We start from the raw sequence: 15537 nt of genomic DNA, 5'->3' as shown, positions 1-15537 counted from the left end.
AAATGCAGTATACAAAATAGATATAATTTTAGGATTCTGGCCAGAGTCATTAAACGCTTTGTATTGATAGAGATTTACGCTTTTATTTGCCTGTTACGGGTATTTTTGGCAGCATGGCCACCATTAAAACATTTAGGTTTTGCAGGATAACTATGATCCACTATCAGATAATTCCACTTGATCCGAAAGCCCACTTATTTGCAGTGACAATGACACTGCGCCAACCAAAATCAGTACAGGTTTTTAGCCTTCCCGCGTGGTTACCTGGCAGTTATATGGTGCGTGATTTTGCAAAAAACATTATCGAGCTCAAAGCCCAAGATAAGCAGGGACAACCCCTTAAGCTCACACAATTAGATAAGCAAACTTGGTCGGTTGACAATAGTAGCCTTGAAATAACGCTAACTTACCAAGTGTATGCTTGGGATCTATCGGTGCGTACCGCGCATTTAGATATGACCCATGGATTCTTTAATGGCAGTAGCGTATTTTTAGCCGCCCACGGTGTTGAAGATAGTCCGCACACTATCACTATATTGCCGCCAACGGAGTCATCATTAAGTGACTGGCGCCTTGCCACCAGCATGACCAGACTTAATGGCGATGATTTTGCTTTTGGCCAATTTTCGGCCGAGAGTTATGATGAGCTTATCGATCATCCCGTTGAAATGGGCTTATTTAGCCTTGCCAGTTTTGATGCCTGTGGTGTGCAACACGATATCGTGCTAAATGGTCGCCACCGCGCCTGCATGCCTAGACTTTGCCAAGACTTAAAAGCCATTTGCGAGTATCAAATTAACCTGTTTGGTACCCCTGCGCCTTTTAAGCGTTATCTATTTATGACCACAGTACTAGACAACGGTTTTGGTGGCCTAGAACATAGGGCATCGACGGCATTAATGTGTTCACGTAAAGACTTACCGCTCACCTTAGATGCGCCTATAAATAATGATTACCGCACCTATTTATCTTTATGTAGTCACGAGTACTTTCACAGCTGGAATGTGAAACGCATTAAGCCAGATTGCTTTTTGCCCTATAAACTCGATGCCGAAACCTATACACCGCAGCTATGGGCCTATGAGGGGATCACCTCTTATTACGATGACTTTTTAACCTACCGTGCTGGACGTGTGAGTCAACAAGATTATCTGGATATGCTCAGCGAAACCTTTACTCGCGTGTATCGCAGTCAAGGTCGCTTTAAACAAACCATTAAAGACGCCAGTTTTAATGCCTGGACCAAGTTTTATAAGCAAGATGAAAATGCCCAAAATGCCATTATTAGCTATTACACTAAGGGCGCCCTCTTCGCACTGTATTTAGATTTAATCCTACGCAGTGAAACCCAAGGCAAATCCAGTCTCGATGATGTAATGCGAATATTGTGGCAAGAATACGCACTACAAAATAAGGGCACCACAGATCAATGCCACCAAGCGATTGTTGAGCGGCTACTTAATCGTGATTGCCACGCTATCTTTGCCTATTTAGATAATACTGATGATATTCCTCTTGCGCCGCTACTAGCTGAATTTGGCGTCGATTTTACCCTTCGCGCAAGTCAGGGCTCGCAAGATGTAGGTGGTACACAACATAAAGGTTATAAGATTGCTTTTGGCGCAAAAACTCAAACTGCGCCAATGGGATTAAAAATCATCAGCGTAACCCAAGGTAGCCCAGCTCACTTTGCAGGCTTGAGCGCTGGAGATAACTTAATCGCCGCGGATAACTTACAAGTCAACGCGCAATTTGAGGCGCAGCTACAGCACTATTCTCTTGGAGAAGCGATAAACTTACATTGGTTTAGACGAGATGAGTTAATGACGGGTGAATTAGTAATTACCGCCGCACCAAAAGATACCGTCGCTCTGTTGGTACGTGACGACAGCAAAATAGCGGCTTGGCTTGGACGTTAATATTGTTCTTGGTTAATGCTATTGCAAAAATAAGAAAGGGTCATTGACCCTTTTCTTTACCTTACATAGAGCACACTAAAGCCACAGTGTCAGAGCATATTGATTTAAACCAGTACATCATGTAAATGGGTCTGTGCCCAAGCAATGGCTTGGCCACGGCTCGACACGCCAATCTTACGAAAGACGCGATATAAATGCGTTTTTATTGTACTCTCACTCACAAACAATTGATTCGCAATATCTAAGTTAGTACTTCCCGTCAATAAAGCTTGCAACACCTCACGTTCACGTATTGTCAGTGGCTCAGTATCTTCAAATAGACCAAAATCGTCATTCACCCCATTAACCAGCTGAATGGGAAAGACTCTATGACCTCGTAAAATATTCGACAGTCCGAGGCTGATCTCAGCTAATCCCGCTTCGAGGTAGAATACTCCTGCGGTTGTCGTGGCTCGCATTAAAAAACGAGCATCTACCTGTTTTGGAAAATGTAAATAAACCACCCGTACACTGGGATGTTCGCGGGCCAGTAAACGCTGAAATTGATAGGCTTTTTGAAGTTCGACAGTGGCTAAATCAATCACGACCATGGAGGCGTGGTTATCCTTAACGTGCTCACATATTGCATCTGGGTTGACTTGAGTCAACTTAACAAGAAATTCCTGCGGCCAGTGTCCTGCTAATAGTTCGACTAATACTTGCGATCGTGACACTACAATCCAATGTAATATTTTGAACATCCTGCTCACTCCCTGTCTGACTAACGATTATTCATTCCGAGAACAGAAGCCCTCAATGTCATTTCACATCTGCCCAATAGACCTCCAAGTCTATATAAATAGAATAGTATCATTAGATAAAACAGATTAAAAAGACTTACAGAATAAATATTTACCGTACGCAAATTTAAAAAATTTGTGTTTGCATACACTACATTCTTAAACCGCAATCTTAATTTAAACTGAAAAAACTACTAAAATATTCAGATAAGAGCGTAAAATAAAGTCCATACACAACACAAGGAAAAGCCATGCCTAACAGTAACGTCACTCGCATAGAAATAAAATCCTATGCCGTATGGGATAAACCCACCCGCTTATTTCATTGGGTCAACGTCATGCTCGTACTCGCACTTGTTTTAGTGGGAGGCATCATGATGTATCGCTCTGAATTGGGTATAACGGAGCTAACAGGCAAGATTGGCTTAAAAACGTTACATGTATGCATAGGTTATGCATTTGCATTAAATCTTATTGTTCGCCTCGTGTGGGGTTTTGTCGGTAATAAATATGCGCGTTTTAGCCATATATTGCCTAATGCAAAAACAAAAAGTGACTTAATGCTCTACAAGTCCGAACTCGCAGCAGGTAAAAATCCGCAGTATTTAGGCCATAATCCAAAGGGGAAATTTGCTGTATTGGCGATTATGCTGTTATTAGTCACGATAATGCTAACGGGACTTTTTCGGGCTGGTACCGATATTTACTATCCACCATTAGGCGGTGCGATACAAAGCTATCTAGCGGAGTCGAATGTCGACCCTGCAAGTTTACAACCCTACGATGCAACTGGGGTTAATGTCGAAAAAGCCGCTACGATAAAAGCGTTCAAGGGATTGGCCGGTGAAGTTCACGTCTATGCAGTGTACTTACTATTACTGCTCATTTTATTACACATTTTCGCCGTGATTTATACTGAAGTTAAACGTCAACCTGGGATTATTTCAGCCATGTTTTCAGGTAAAAAAATGATTCAAGGCCAACCTAAAGACGAGTGATTTTATAACTAGCGGATAGTTGATACAAATAACGCCAGCAAATTGCTGGCGTTATTATATTGACTTGAAGGCATACACCAATGTATTTGGTATTGATTATTTCAAGTTATTTTTTCAGAGTAGACCCTGAAGTACGACCATCGTCGTGGCAGCTTTCACACGTAGGTTTATCACCCACGTTCATGTCATGAACCGCATGACAGTCAGCACAGACTAAATTACCGTCATGTGGCTTATGTACCGCATCCATTTCAGCAAGAGAACCATGACAGCTTTGGCACTGTTCAAATTCAAAGGCACCGTCCGCAGAAGGTGTACCATCTTTATGACAACTTTCACATCCACCTGATTCAGCATGAAAATCAGACAGCTTTTGATCTGCAGCAAATGCAGTTGGCGACAGCGCTAGCGCTGCGAGACTTGCACCGAAAAGCGCACTTAATAGTTTTTTGCTCACAATAGTATCCTCCAATGGCGATTGTCAGTGGAAATTCTTGTCAGGGTGACTTCCATCTCGCAACCAAAAGTAAATAGCACGACTCGATATAACTTAGTTAAGGATGCAAAAATAAGCAACCTATTACTAAGCCACATCAGTTTATCAATATGCTTAAGATTAAAATGTGCGCTATATCATGTAACCACATGCTTACATAAGGATTTTACACTTATACAACCTTATAACGTACAGAATGTAAACCCTTATTATGATTAAGGTTAAAATAAATACCGTCAATCCAAAAATAAAATTTGCCACAAGCGAAATGAAAACATGGAAGCACTAAAATGTAATGACGAGAAAATACACCTGCTGATGCTTGATGGGATATTTTAAAGCTCAACGATACAACTCTCCTTGGCACTGATTTTAAATGCCAAGGAGAGTTCAAAACCATATTTACTGAATTTATTTAGCTTGGACAAGAAAGTTAATAACGCTATCAATGGAGAGCTATTAATAACGGACACCCAATGGCTGATTCGTTTCAACTTCTGTTTTAGGCCAAGCGTTAATCACGGCTTTAACTAATGAGGCTAATGGAATTGCAAAAAATACTCCCCAAACGCCCCATAAACCACCAAAAACTAAAACGGCCGCTATGATGATCACCGGATGTAAATCCACCGCATCGGAAAATAAAAGAGGCACCAGTAAGTTACCGTCTAGCCCCTGAATAATGCCATAGCCCAACATTAAATAGCCAAATTCAGAACTAAAACCCCACTGAAAAAATGCCACTAAAGTGATAGGCAACGTCACCAATGTTGCACCAACGTAGGGGATCAATACCGATAAACCGGTTAACACACTTAATAAAACCGAATATCTCAGTCCCATTAAAGCAAACAGAATATAAGTTGCGACACCAACAACCACTATTTCAATCACTTTGCCACGGATGTAATTAAAGATTTGTTGATGCATCTCAAACCAAACTTTGCGCGCTAACTGGCGGTTGGCGGGGAAAAACCGTTTGCTACCATTGATTAATTGGTGTTTATCTTTTAAAAAGAAAAACACTAATAACGGCACTAAAATTGCGTATACCATCAACACTAATAAAGAGGCGGAGTAACCAATTAACTGCTTAGCAATATCTAATACATGCTGGGTATCGAGCAATTTTTTCAGTTCTCCCACCATCAGATTTAACTGTTCTGGATTGATAAATTGCGGATATTGATTGATCAGTGTTTGTATCGTCTGCATTCCTTTGTCTATCATGCTCGGTAAATCAGCAATTAAGCTCGCTCCCTGGCGCCACACACTCGGGATTAAACCAAAAGTTAATAACACCACAATCCCTAAAAACAACACAATCACTAAAGAGGCCCCAGCGGTACGATTAATACCCAATTTAAGCATTTGGGTAACCGGCCAATCCAATAAAAAAGCCAACACCAGTGCAACTAATAAAGGTGCAAGTAAACCGGCGGCAAAATAAAGTACCAGCGCGAAACCCACAAGAATTGCCATTAAGGTCACCGCTTGAGGATCACTAAAGCGTTCTTTATACCAACGAGAAAAAACAGTAAACATGGAGGATTCCAATAGTGATAACGGGCTTAAGCTTCTTAAGCGCTCAAGAAAAGGGATTACAGTATTGTGTAAAGCTTTTTAAGCCTCACTATAACACCCCACTGCCTCATAATGACTAAGTACGCTAATAATGAATAAGGTTGTTTAAGTGATATTTTGCCACGTTAAGTACTGCATCAACGCGGATAAATTTAAACAACAAAGTTTAAATTTATCCTAGAGATGGATCAACTTTGATGATCATCAAGGCTAACAGACTCGCATCATTACGCAACTCTTCGACAACGTGACCTTGTTTTTTTAAATATTGGGGAACATCTCGCCGCGAACCTGAGTCAGAGAGTAAGATATGCAATTGCTCACCGTCTCGCATTGGCTTCAATGCCAGCTTGATTTTCACTAAAGGGACTGGGCAACGAAATAGTGTTAAATCAATAAAAATCATAATGAACTTGCTATAGATGAACTGGGGCTATTATCCTAAGTCGCCACTCAAACTACAAGCTCAGTGTAACCTCTTTGCCTTGTAGCAAAGATAATTAGAAAATATAAAGGATCCGCTTGCGTAACTTGACTTTTTTGACTCAATTAAAACCTTTTGTTGCAGGCGCACTTTCTTTGATGCTATTGACATTCGCCGCCAAAAGTTTTGCGAACAACGACTTACCAGACTTAGGCACAGCCGCCGTCAATACCTTCAGCCTTGAGAAAGAAATGGTTTACGGTGATGCCTATATGCGCGTCATTCGTTCCTCGGCGCCAATGTTAAACGATCCCGTATTGAGCCAATACCTTACCGAATTAGGTAACAAACTGGTCGCCCATGCCACGGGAGTGAAAACCCCCTTTTATTTCTTCTTGTTACAAAACGATGAAATCAACGCCTTTGCCTTTTTTGGCGGCCATGTAGCCGTTCACACGGGATTATTTCTCAATGCCGATAATGAAAGTGAACTGGCCTCAGTGTTGGGTCACGAAATTACCCACGTTACCCAACGCCATCTTGCCCGCTCGCTCGAAGCACAGCAGAAAAGTAATCCTGCGACGATTGCAGGTTTACTCGGCGCTATTTTATTAACCATCGCAGTACCACAAGCGGGTATGGCTGCGCTCGCAACAACACAAGCGATGTCGACACAATCAAGAATTAACTATACTCGTTTGCATGAAAAAGAAGCCGATCGTATCGGGATGCAAATTTTGGTAGATGCAGGTTTTGACCCCAATGCCTCTGCGGATTTTTTTGGTAAATTAGCCAGTCGTTATCGCTTTACCACGACCCCGCCGCAAATGCTGCTAACTCACCCATTACCAGAGTCACGGATCACCGAGGCCCGAAACCGCGCGGAACAATACTCTAAACGCTATGTCCCAGACCATCTTAACTTCCAATTGGCGAAAGCACGTATTCAAGTACGTTTTTCTAGCTACAGCGACGAAGCCGTATTGAGCATGTTTGAAAGGCAGTTGAACAAACAAACCTATAGCTTTAAAGAGGCCGCACTCTATGGCAAAGCGCTGGCATTATTTAGATTAAAAAAGTTTGATGAATCCGAGAAAATTATTGATAGTCTGTTAAAAATTGATAATAACAATCTGTTTTATATCGACACTAAATCTGACTTATTGACTGAACGTAAGGACTATAAGAACGCGATTACGATGCTCGAAGGCCAGCGCAGAATCAAGCCAACGTCTCAAGTTATTAACGCTAACTTAGCCAACATTTATATCGAAGCTGATCAGGCATCCAAAGCAATCCCTTTGCTGGAGGATATGATTTTCCTCGATAAACAGAATGAATTGCCTTACCAATTGTTGGCCAATGTCTATAAAAAAACCGGTAATCAAGCTTTGGAATATTTCTCTACTGCTGAGTTAATGGCATTAGGGGCAAACTACAAAGGTGCAATTGATCAATTGAATTTTGCTTATCGTGCATCTGAAAGTAATCCATTACAGCTTGCGCGGATTGAAGCACGGATCCGCCAATTCAAAATTGCCGACAAACAGATGGATGCCCTTAAATAAGTCACTAAAGTTAGTTCACTGAATAAAAGCAGCTCTAATACAATCTGCGCCCCCGAACACTCTGACGGGGCGTTGTTTTTTCTGTTATTATTCGGCCATTGTTATTTCAGCCCGTATTGAGCCTCTACCACTATGATCCAAGCGACGATTTACCATAACCCGCGTTGTTCAAAAAGCCGCGAAACCTTAGCCCTACTGGAACAGCAAGGTTGTGATATTAGCGTGGTGGAATATTTAAAAAATCCGCCAACGGCTAAAGAAATCGGCGATATTTTGTCTAAATTAGGCCTTAGTGCACGTGAATTAATGCGCACTAAGGAAACTGAATATCAAGCCTTGGGGCTTGCCGATACCTCACTGACGGAAATACAGCTGATAGAAGCCATGGTGAACACGCCTAAGCTGATTGAGCGTCCTATTGTGCTTGCCAATCAACGCGCTGTTATTGGCCGTCCTCCAGAGAATGTGCTCGCGATTCTTTAACCCACTCTTGCCGCTATTTTTAACCGTTAGGTAGACATAATGACGTCCAACGCTTTATTTACCCTTAGCCGTTTAGGCTACTTTGCATTAGTGCTGCTCTTAGGCGGCTGGTTTGTTGGCCAAGGAATGAATGGTGAATACTCGTTACTATTTAGCCTGTTATGGATAGTGCCATTATTACTGCCTGCAAAAGGGATTTATCAAGGTAATCCTTATACCTTTGCGTGGGCAAGCTTTGTGCTGTGCTTGTATATGTTACATGCTTTGACACTGCTTTATGTCACCACCGATGCCTTTACTTTTGCCTTAATCGAAGTGTTATTGATTGGTGTTCTGCTCATCGCGTTTCCCTTCTACGCACGTATCCGTGGGCGTGAACTGGGATTAGGCTTGAAGAAAAAATCTAAAGAATAACCCTTTAAATTCAATGTAATTTCACTGCCGTTCTATCTTTGATAGGTATTACGGCATTTTTATAGAACAACGCCAAATGCCATCTGCTGATAACGATTAAAATATCCATACCAAACTTATTTCCTGCCTTAATTCTAACCACACAAAATTTAACAATTGACATACTTCAAGTTACTTTTTGTAACTTAACCTCCGTGTTATAGTCAGTGACTTATCTTGAAATACAAGATTGTAAAATGTCATAACAAGTCTAATTGTATTGCTGAGTTGACAATGGAGAATAGTGTCATGGGAATGTCGGTATCACAGAAAATGTTGGCATTAATGGCCTGTTCTAGCCTACTCACAGCATGCGGTGGGGGTGGAGAAGATAATAACGCTCCTAACAATGGTGGGACAACACCACCATCGGCTTCATTACTGCGTTGCACTGATAATATTGCACCACTGATTATCACAACGTCCTCCTCCATCCGCTTTCAAACTGAGTCAACTTATACGGCGGGTCAATCCAGTGCCATTATTGCCAATATACCCAATCGTGATAGCCAGAATTTAAGCTTTCGCTGGCAGCAAATGGATGGACAAAATATAGAATTAGTCAGCCAAAACAGCCCCGTATTAGCCTTTGATATTCCCGCTGCAGGTAGCTATCGTTTTAGCTTACATGTAACAGGTAATAATCTAGATGTAACCGGTGAAATTGCTATTAATGCCGATGCAACGTCTATAGAAGCGCTTAATGTTCGTCAAGATCATCAAGTGGTTGAAGGCAATAATGTTAGCTTAAGGCTCGGACAACAGTCGGGATTAAGCGCGGCGAATATCTCTTGGTGCGTAGCATCAGGTCCAGATTTGATGGTTGATATTAGCGATCCGTTGAGGCCATTATTTACTGCGCCAGCGGTCAGCCAAGATACGCTTACTCGACTCAAAGTGAATGCCAACATCAACGAAAATCAGCTCAACGATGATGTTTTTGTCCTAACAACGGCGGCACCTGCGATAAGCTCAAGCTATTTTGACACCCCAGTCGCAGGCACTCATGCCTATCGTGCGACCTCACCTTACGCCAATGTGTTAAGCAACTGTGTTTACTCCAATCAACTTAATGACAGCTGCACTATCAATCAGTTACCTTTAATAGGCCAAACATCAAATGATCTCAATCGTGAGACCATTCTTAATCGTGTGCTGGTTTCACACGATTGGATGGGTGATAACTTTGCCGCCTTTTTAACCCAGTTGGACCCTAACAGCGATTTTGCCCGCTTATTACAATCCGTTACTGCCATTGTGATTAGCTATGATATACGCCCTTCTTTCTATTGGGTCGTCACTGGAGCGATTTACCTCGACCCTAACGATTTATGGCTTACACCAATTCAACGTGACACGATCAATGAAGCGCCTGATTACCGTAGTAACTTTGGTAATGAACTCAATTTTATGATGCCTTGGCGTTATGTTAAAAATAATCAATATGCCTCACTTAGCGTCCCCGCTACCGCCAGAGCATACCGAACATTAGCGCAAATCAATCCCGATCTCGCCTCTTTGCTGTACCACGAACTCGCCCATGCCAATGACTTCTTTCCCCGCAGTGTACATAACTCATTAACAGGGCCGAGATTATTAGATGACTATCGCCGGCGTAATGCGAGCAAGAGCCTAATTTCAGATGAAGTTAGCAAAAGTTATCCATTGATGAGCACTGAAATGAGCGGGCTTGCCAATATCAGTTTTCTCGGTGGCGTGGCTAATAACCTACAAAAAGCCTATCAACCCTCAGATGTGAGCACTTTCTTTTCTACCGATATCGCTAGCGATTTCTATGCTTATTCCACTACCCGTGAAGATACCGCTATGTTGTTTGAAGAAGCGATGATGAGCTATCGCTATCAGATATTACGTGATGTTGCCGTCACCAATAAACCGGCGGTATTAACCGCTGATACGCTGCTGATTGATTGGGGACAGAGAGGTCGAATTGCCGATGACAGCTTAGAAAACCGCGCGGCACTGGTGATTGATGAAATACTACCTGAACTTAATGGCATCAGCGTGATTGAAAGCCTACCTGAGCCTGTTGCCATGACACAAGGCCAAAACTGGCGCCAAGCACTTGCAATATCACCAGCCAATATACGGCTTAAAAGCTTAAATAATGCCGCCGTAAATGATATTGCACCACGTTTTGAGCCTGAACTTCGTTTAAGTGGCGACCGTCATCGTCACCCACACCAATAAATACTAATAGGATGATAAACCCAGTTCAGGACACCTGCGATACTGGACACTGAACAATCAACACATAAGAGGCGTCAACGTCGCTCTTATCTATACATGTTGTGCTATCTAATCTCGCAACGAATCGCGCTTAGCGTACCTTAGCATTCACCAAAAAAATAAGGCTCAAACAAATGTTTGAGCCTTATTTGCACGCTAATAACTTAATCAATAGCGCGACTTTGAGTCAGCTTCGTTTAACTCGCTTTTAATGCTGCTATACGTTTTTCTAATGGAGGATGACTCATCATCATTTCCGCCATTGAACGCTTACCGTTAATACCAAAGGCAGACATTTGTGCTGGCATTGCGGTGCTTTCTGGACCTTGGCGTAAACGCTCAAGTGCAGCAATCATTTTAGCTTTACCCGCTAAACGTGCAGCGCCTTCATCGGCTCTGTACTCACGAACACGTGAGAAGTAAGCAACGATGATTGAAGCCAAAATACCGAATAACATATCCAGTACAAAAACGACGGCCATGTAAGCGAACATACCCAAACCTTCGCCTTCCTCATCATTGCTCGATACGAAGTTATTGATAATGCTAGCAACGACACGGGCAGCAAAAATGACAAATGTATTCACCACACCTTGGATCAAAGTCAAGGTCACCATGTCACCGTTAGCAACGTGGCTCACTTCGTGGGCCAATACGCCTTCGATTTCATCTTGACTCATGCCGTATAACAAACCCGTACTCACAGCCACTAATGAATTATCTTTACTTGGGCCGGTGGCGAACGCATTCATATCGGGTGATTGATAAATCGCCACTTCTGGCATTTTAATCCCCGCTTGTTTAGCTTGACGGGCAACCGTCTCTACTAACCAACGTTCGGTACTATCGCGTGGAGTCGTGATGACTTCACAACCCATGGTTTTTTTCGCCATCCATTTTGAAATGGCTAAGCTAATGAATGCCCCACCGAATCCAAAAATAGCCGCGAACACTAACAGCCCACCCATAGTCGACGTGTTCACGCCTAGAATAGACATCACAATTGAGGCGACTAACAACACGGCTAGGTTAGTCGCAATCAATAAAAATATACGCTTCATTTCAGCTCCTTTAGGGCAAGAATGTGCCATTTAACTTTGTTCAAAGACATAATATGTCCAAATAATTGAAATTCAAGTGCTAACAAATAAAAAGTGCTTAAATTAGCTTACCTTATACTGATAAAGACAACGCTTTTTGGGTGGTTTGTGAGTCTAGGGATATTTTATTAATCAAAACTTAAATCTAACGGCTATAAGGGTTACAGACGGATTTTGCTTTATTTCTCTATGTTTATCACGATTAATCTTTGTTAACATGCCCGTACACTCGAATCTTTTGAGATATAAAAATGACCATTAATGCCCTACTGCTCAGCAGTTCTCGTGTCGGTGATACGCCTTATCTTGCGCACGCGATCCCTTTTATTAAACCGTTAACGACGCAAGCACAAAAGTGGATTTTTATCCCCTATGCAGGTGTCAGTATGAGTTATAACACTTACCTAGCGTCTGTCGTTACTGGGCTAAGTGAACTTCAACTCGATATCAGTGGTATACATCAGCACCCAGATCCCCGTCAGGCAATAAAAAACGCCGATGGGATATTGGTAGGTGGTGGTAATACTTTCCATCTATTACATCAATTGTATCATCATGATCTGGTAGAGCTTATTCGTGAACAAGTCGCTCAAGGTAAACCCTATATCGGCTGGAGCGCAGGCTCTAACGTATCAGGACTAAGCATTAGAACCACAAATGACATGCCTATTATAGAGCCGCCGTCATTCAACGGGTTAAACATTGTTCCGTTTCAACTAAACCCACATTATTCTAATTACCTTGCGCCAGGTCATAATGGTGAAACCCGTGCCCAACGGCTCTTAGAGTTCACAAAGGTCGATCCTATAACGCCAGTCGTTGGCCTCGTTGAAGGCTCAGCATTATGGCGCCAAGGAGACACATTATCACTATTAGGCAATCAATCTGCCTATTTGTTCTGTGGTGAACAGCAAGAAATACCAATACCTGCGGGCACTGATTTATCACACTTACTCCGATAATTGTACTCAGATAATGCCTCTTAAATAATCGATTTTTCAAGCTGACTCCACTCAATTAGCCATTAGAACATGATGCATTATTAATCCACGCTAGCAACAGGCAGCATCGGTGAATAAGGCGTTATCAGGGATATAATTGAGGGGATAAGCGCCATAGATACCTTTATGTCACATATTTGATAGCTCCAAAGTAGCATTATCAGTAATTTATATTACAAATATCTGTATACATAGGTAAAATTGATTTCAGACCTCAGTAAGTTGCCCTCACTTCTGAGGCGTTAATAAGATATAAGTTATTAATATTTAAAGATTAGGTTGACTGAAGCATATTACATTATGCCTATGACTCAGCGTCATTTTAGTAAGGAGTTTCCATTTTGCGACTGAATCTTGTGATGAATTACCCTACCGGTTATCCGGCATTACTGAAAAAATTACCTTTTGTCATTCTGACCGCTTTTGTTGCTGTTGTCGGGATCAATAACGTCAATGCCGCCACGACACAGGCGGCACCTAGCACAGAGAAAAAAACAGAGAAAAAGACGGAGAAATTCTCCCACGATACGGTTATCACACTAGCAGAACAACTTTCCCAAAAACCATTCAAAGAAGCAAAAAAGGCACCGAAGGAGCTGGTTGATTTAAACTTTGAGACCTACAGTAAGATAAATTATCAAGAAAATGCCGCAATTTGGGGGGGCTCACCCACTAAGTTTTCAGTACAACTGTTTGCGCCAGGTTTTCTTTATAAAAACCTCGTCGATATCGATGTCGTTGAAAACAGCAAAGCAATTCCAATTGAACTAACAGAAGCTTCATTTGATGTACCCAATGACGCCATCGAAAAGTTAATCACCCAAGTGGGCCAATATGCAGGTGTTCGCTTGCATTACCCCATCAATGATGATGAAACTAAAGATGAATTTATCATGTTCCAAGGTGCGAGCTATTTTCGTGTCCTATCAAAAGGACAAACCTATGGTTTATCAAACCGTGGGCTAGCGATAGATGTCGCACAACCTAAGGGCGAAGAATATCCGTTATTTAAACGTTTTTGGGTTGAACGGCCATCTAAATACCAAACGGCGATTGTGGTACATGCACTGCTAGATAGCCAAAGCGTGACTGGCGCCTATCGTTTTGGCATTTATCCAGGTTCACCGTCACGTGTTGAAGTTGAAGTGACTCTATTTCCTCGTCGTGATATCCCACATGTTGGCCTAGCACCTCTCACCTCGATGTTTCTCTATGGTGGCTTAGATTCCTCAGATAAACCTGATTATCGTCCGCGAGTTCATAACTCCGACGGATTACAAGTGGACCGCGGTAATGGTGAACGCCTATGGCGCCCATTAAATAACCCCAATAAACTGCAAATCAGTGCGTTTGGTGATGAAGATATCAAGGGTTTTGGATTAATTCAGCGTCATCGTAAATTTGAAGATTATCAAGATCTTGATGCAAACTATCAACTTAGACCTTCGGCATGGATTGAACCACTCAATGATTGGGGTAAAGGACAACTTATATTGTTGGAAATCCCCTCTAATGCTGAAACTAACGACAATATCGTGACCTATTGGGAGCCGCAAGGCGGCTTGAAGAAAGATCAGCCCTACAAATACTCCTACCGAATGACGGCATCAAACGACAGCCCTTCAGCAGCATCTAAAGCGCGTGTTGTTCGTAGCTCAAAGGGACAACTTGTTACAAAAGGAAAAGAGTTACTGATCGACTACAGCAATATAAACGCACAAGATATTGATAAAATTCGTATTGATGCCAGTATTAGCAAAGGTAAAATTATCTCTTCACGAATAGTGGCGCATCCAGATATCAATGGTGCAAGGGTATTCTTAAACTTCGAGCCAGAAAGCACCAATGTGGCAGAATTAAGAGTACAACTAAATAAAGACGATAAACCACTGGCTGCCACTTGGTTATACCGTTGGAATAGTGACGATTGGCAATAGTAAAATTTAATGGTCGTGAAGTTTACGTGTATTTATACGTCTAAAACCACTGACTGATACGACTGCCTAATACACAATAGATTGATAAAAACAAAAAGCGTCAGTATTTACTGACGCTTTTTTTGTTGATTGATTTTATCGAGTGAATTATATCGGCAATAGGTGAAGCCCAGATTAAAACTCTACCAACCAGCTAGGGACTAACTCCCCTATCACTCACTCTGATATTTCCAAACCGTTCACTAAGTAAGGAAAATAGTTTATCTTAAGATAACAGTATCAACCTATAATTCTTTGATGTGATATTTATGTGTAATCTTAAAGGCGTATAAGGAGATCTCTATAAGCAACAGAAAGTAATATTCGCCGCTCATCTTATCCAGCTTTTTATACTCACAAGAAACATCTAATACAAATGCAAAAAAGCCTCGATATAAATATCGAGGCTTTTTATTTTTGGTACCCGAGGCCAGACTTGAACTGGCACGCTGTTACCAGCGAGGGATTTTAAATCCCTTGTGTCTACCGATTCCACCACTCGGGCA

13 protein-coding genes and 1 tRNA gene are annotated in these 15537 nt (G+C 41.9%); 8 read left to right on the top strand and 6 right to left on the bottom strand.

Annotated features, from left to right (window positions below):
- The first annotated feature begins 152 nt into the window (after positions 1-152).
- On the top strand, positions 153-1919 hold the full coding sequence (locus L2717_RS16045; RefSeq protein WP_220773994.1) for a M61 family metallopeptidase: 1767 nt from the start codon (positions 153-155) through the stop codon (positions 1917-1919).
- 104 nt (positions 1920-2023) lie between these two features.
- Here the strand turns inward: L2717_RS16045 and L2717_RS16040 are convergent, their stop codons facing one another.
- Positions 2024-2659 (bottom strand): LuxR C-terminal-related transcriptional regulator, encoded by a 636-nt coding sequence (locus L2717_RS16040; RefSeq protein ID WP_220773993.1) that lies wholly within the window; start codon positions 2657-2659, stop codon positions 2024-2026.
- 290 nt (positions 2660-2949) lie between these two features.
- On the opposite strand from L2717_RS16040, the gene L2717_RS16035 reads away from it, so the two are divergent.
- Entirely contained in the window at positions 2950-3696 is a 747-nt protein-coding gene (locus tag L2717_RS16035) for a cytochrome b/b6 domain-containing protein (RefSeq protein ID WP_107882619.1), read from the top strand.
- Between the two features lie 106 nt (positions 3697-3802).
- Here L2717_RS16035 and cctA read toward each other — a convergent pair whose 3' ends face one another.
- The 3 genes from cctA to L2717_RS16020 all read right to left on the bottom strand — a co-directional run bounded on the left by cctA (position 3803) and on the right by L2717_RS16020 (position 6182).
- Positions 3803-4153, bottom strand: coding sequence for a tetraheme c-type cytochrome CctA (cctA, locus tag L2717_RS16030; RefSeq protein WP_107882617.1), 351 nt, complete (start codon positions 4151-4153; stop codon positions 3803-3805).
- 498 nt (positions 4154-4651) lie between these two features.
- Positions 4652-5737 (bottom strand): AI-2E family transporter, encoded by a 1086-nt coding sequence (locus L2717_RS16025; RefSeq protein WP_107882615.1) that lies wholly within the window; start codon positions 5735-5737, stop codon positions 4652-4654.
- Positions 5738-5948: 211 nt separating this feature from the next.
- Positions 5949-6182: a sulfurtransferase TusA family protein gene (locus L2717_RS16020; RefSeq protein ID WP_107882613.1), complete on the bottom strand. Its 234-nt coding sequence runs from the start codon at positions 6180-6182 to the stop codon at positions 5949-5951.
- A 116-nt stretch (positions 6183-6298) separates the two neighbouring features.
- Here L2717_RS16020 and bepA point away from each other — a divergent pair, with 116 nt between their 5' ends.
- The 4 genes from bepA to L2717_RS16000 all read left to right on the top strand — a co-directional run bounded on the left by bepA (position 6299) and on the right by L2717_RS16000 (position 10915).
- Positions 6299-7768: a beta-barrel assembly-enhancing protease gene (bepA, locus tag L2717_RS16015; RefSeq protein WP_220773992.1), complete on the top strand. Its 1470-nt coding sequence runs from the start codon at positions 6299-6301 to the stop codon at positions 7766-7768.
- 132 nt (positions 7769-7900) lie between these two features.
- On the top strand, positions 7901-8251 hold the full coding sequence (gene arsC, locus L2717_RS16010) for an arsenate reductase (glutaredoxin) (RefSeq protein WP_220773991.1): 351 nt from the start codon (positions 7901-7903) through the stop codon (positions 8249-8251).
- Between the two features lie 39 nt (positions 8252-8290).
- Complete coding sequence (locus tag L2717_RS16005; RefSeq protein WP_220773990.1) at positions 8291-8665, top strand: DUF2069 domain-containing protein; 375 nt, start codon at positions 8291-8293, stop codon at positions 8663-8665.
- Between the two features lie 288 nt (positions 8666-8953).
- Positions 8954-10915 carry a hypothetical protein gene (locus tag L2717_RS16000; protein WP_220775039.1) on the top strand — a complete coding sequence of 654 codons (1962 nt, stop codon included), beginning with the start codon at positions 8954-8956 and terminating at the stop codon, positions 10913-10915.
- 236 nt (positions 10916-11151) lie between these two features.
- On the opposite strand, the gene htpX is transcribed toward L2717_RS16000, so the two are convergent.
- Entirely contained in the window at positions 11152-12015 is an 864-nt protein-coding gene (htpX, locus tag L2717_RS15995; protein ID WP_220775038.1) for a protease HtpX, read from the bottom strand.
- Between the two features lie 290 nt (positions 12016-12305).
- Between htpX and pepE the strand changes: the two genes are divergently transcribed.
- Together pepE and L2717_RS15985 are read left to right on the top strand one after the other, a co-directional pair.
- Positions 12306-13016, top strand: a complete 711-nt coding sequence (pepE, locus tag L2717_RS15990) for a dipeptidase PepE (protein WP_220775207.1) — start codon at positions 12306-12308, stop codon at positions 13014-13016.
- A 380-nt stretch (positions 13017-13396) separates the two neighbouring features.
- Positions 13397-14992 carry a glucan biosynthesis protein G gene (locus L2717_RS15985; protein ID WP_246611824.1) on the top strand — a complete coding sequence of 532 codons (1596 nt, stop codon included), beginning with the start codon at positions 13397-13399 and terminating at the stop codon, positions 14990-14992.
- A 457-nt stretch (positions 14993-15449) separates the two neighbouring features.
- Here L2717_RS15985 and L2717_RS15980 read toward each other — a convergent pair.
- Positions 15450-15536 (bottom strand) — tRNA-Leu (locus tag L2717_RS15980).
- Between the last annotated feature and the right edge of the window lies 1 nt (position 15537).

Origin of the sequence: Shewanella glacialipiscicola (genome assembly GCF_023283485.1) — a bacterium.
GTDB classification, from domain to species: domain Bacteria; phylum Pseudomonadota; class Gammaproteobacteria; order Enterobacterales; family Shewanellaceae; genus Shewanella; species Shewanella glacialipiscicola.
This window is presented reverse-complemented; position numbering and strand designations above follow the sequence as displayed.

Excerpts from the sequence above, each read along its gene's own strand:
- L2717_RS16045 (WP_220773994.1), top strand. The coding sequence starts at position 153 with ATGATCCACTATCAGATAATTCCACTTGATCCGAAAGCCCACTTATTT.
- L2717_RS16040 (WP_220773993.1), bottom strand. The coding sequence starts at position 2,659 with ATGTTCAAAATATTACATTGGATTGTAGTGTCACGATCGCAAGTATTA.
- L2717_RS16035 (WP_107882619.1), top strand. The coding sequence starts at position 2,950 with ATGCCTAACAGTAACGTCACTCGCATAGAAATAAAATCCTATGCCGTA.
- L2717_RS16025 (WP_107882615.1), bottom strand. The coding sequence starts at position 5,737 with ATGTTTACTGTTTTTTCTCGTTGGTATAAAGAACGCTTTAGTGATCCT.
- L2717_RS16020 (WP_107882613.1), bottom strand. The coding sequence starts at position 6,182 with ATGATTTTTATTGATTTAACACTATTTCGTTGCCCAGTCCCTTTAGTG.
- arsC (WP_220773991.1), top strand. The coding sequence starts at position 7,901 with ATGATCCAAGCGACGATTTACCATAACCCGCGTTGTTCAAAAAGCCGC.
- L2717_RS16005 (WP_220773990.1), top strand. The coding sequence starts at position 8,291 with ATGACGTCCAACGCTTTATTTACCCTTAGCCGTTTAGGCTACTTTGCA.
- L2717_RS16000 (WP_220775039.1), top strand. The coding sequence starts at position 8,954 with ATGGGAATGTCGGTATCACAGAAAATGTTGGCATTAATGGCCTGTTCT.
- htpX (WP_220775038.1), bottom strand. The coding sequence starts at position 12,015 with ATGAAGCGTATATTTTTATTGATTGCGACTAACCTAGCCGTGTTGTTA.
- pepE (WP_220775207.1), top strand. The coding sequence starts at position 12,306 with ATGACCATTAATGCCCTACTGCTCAGCAGTTCTCGTGTCGGTGATACG.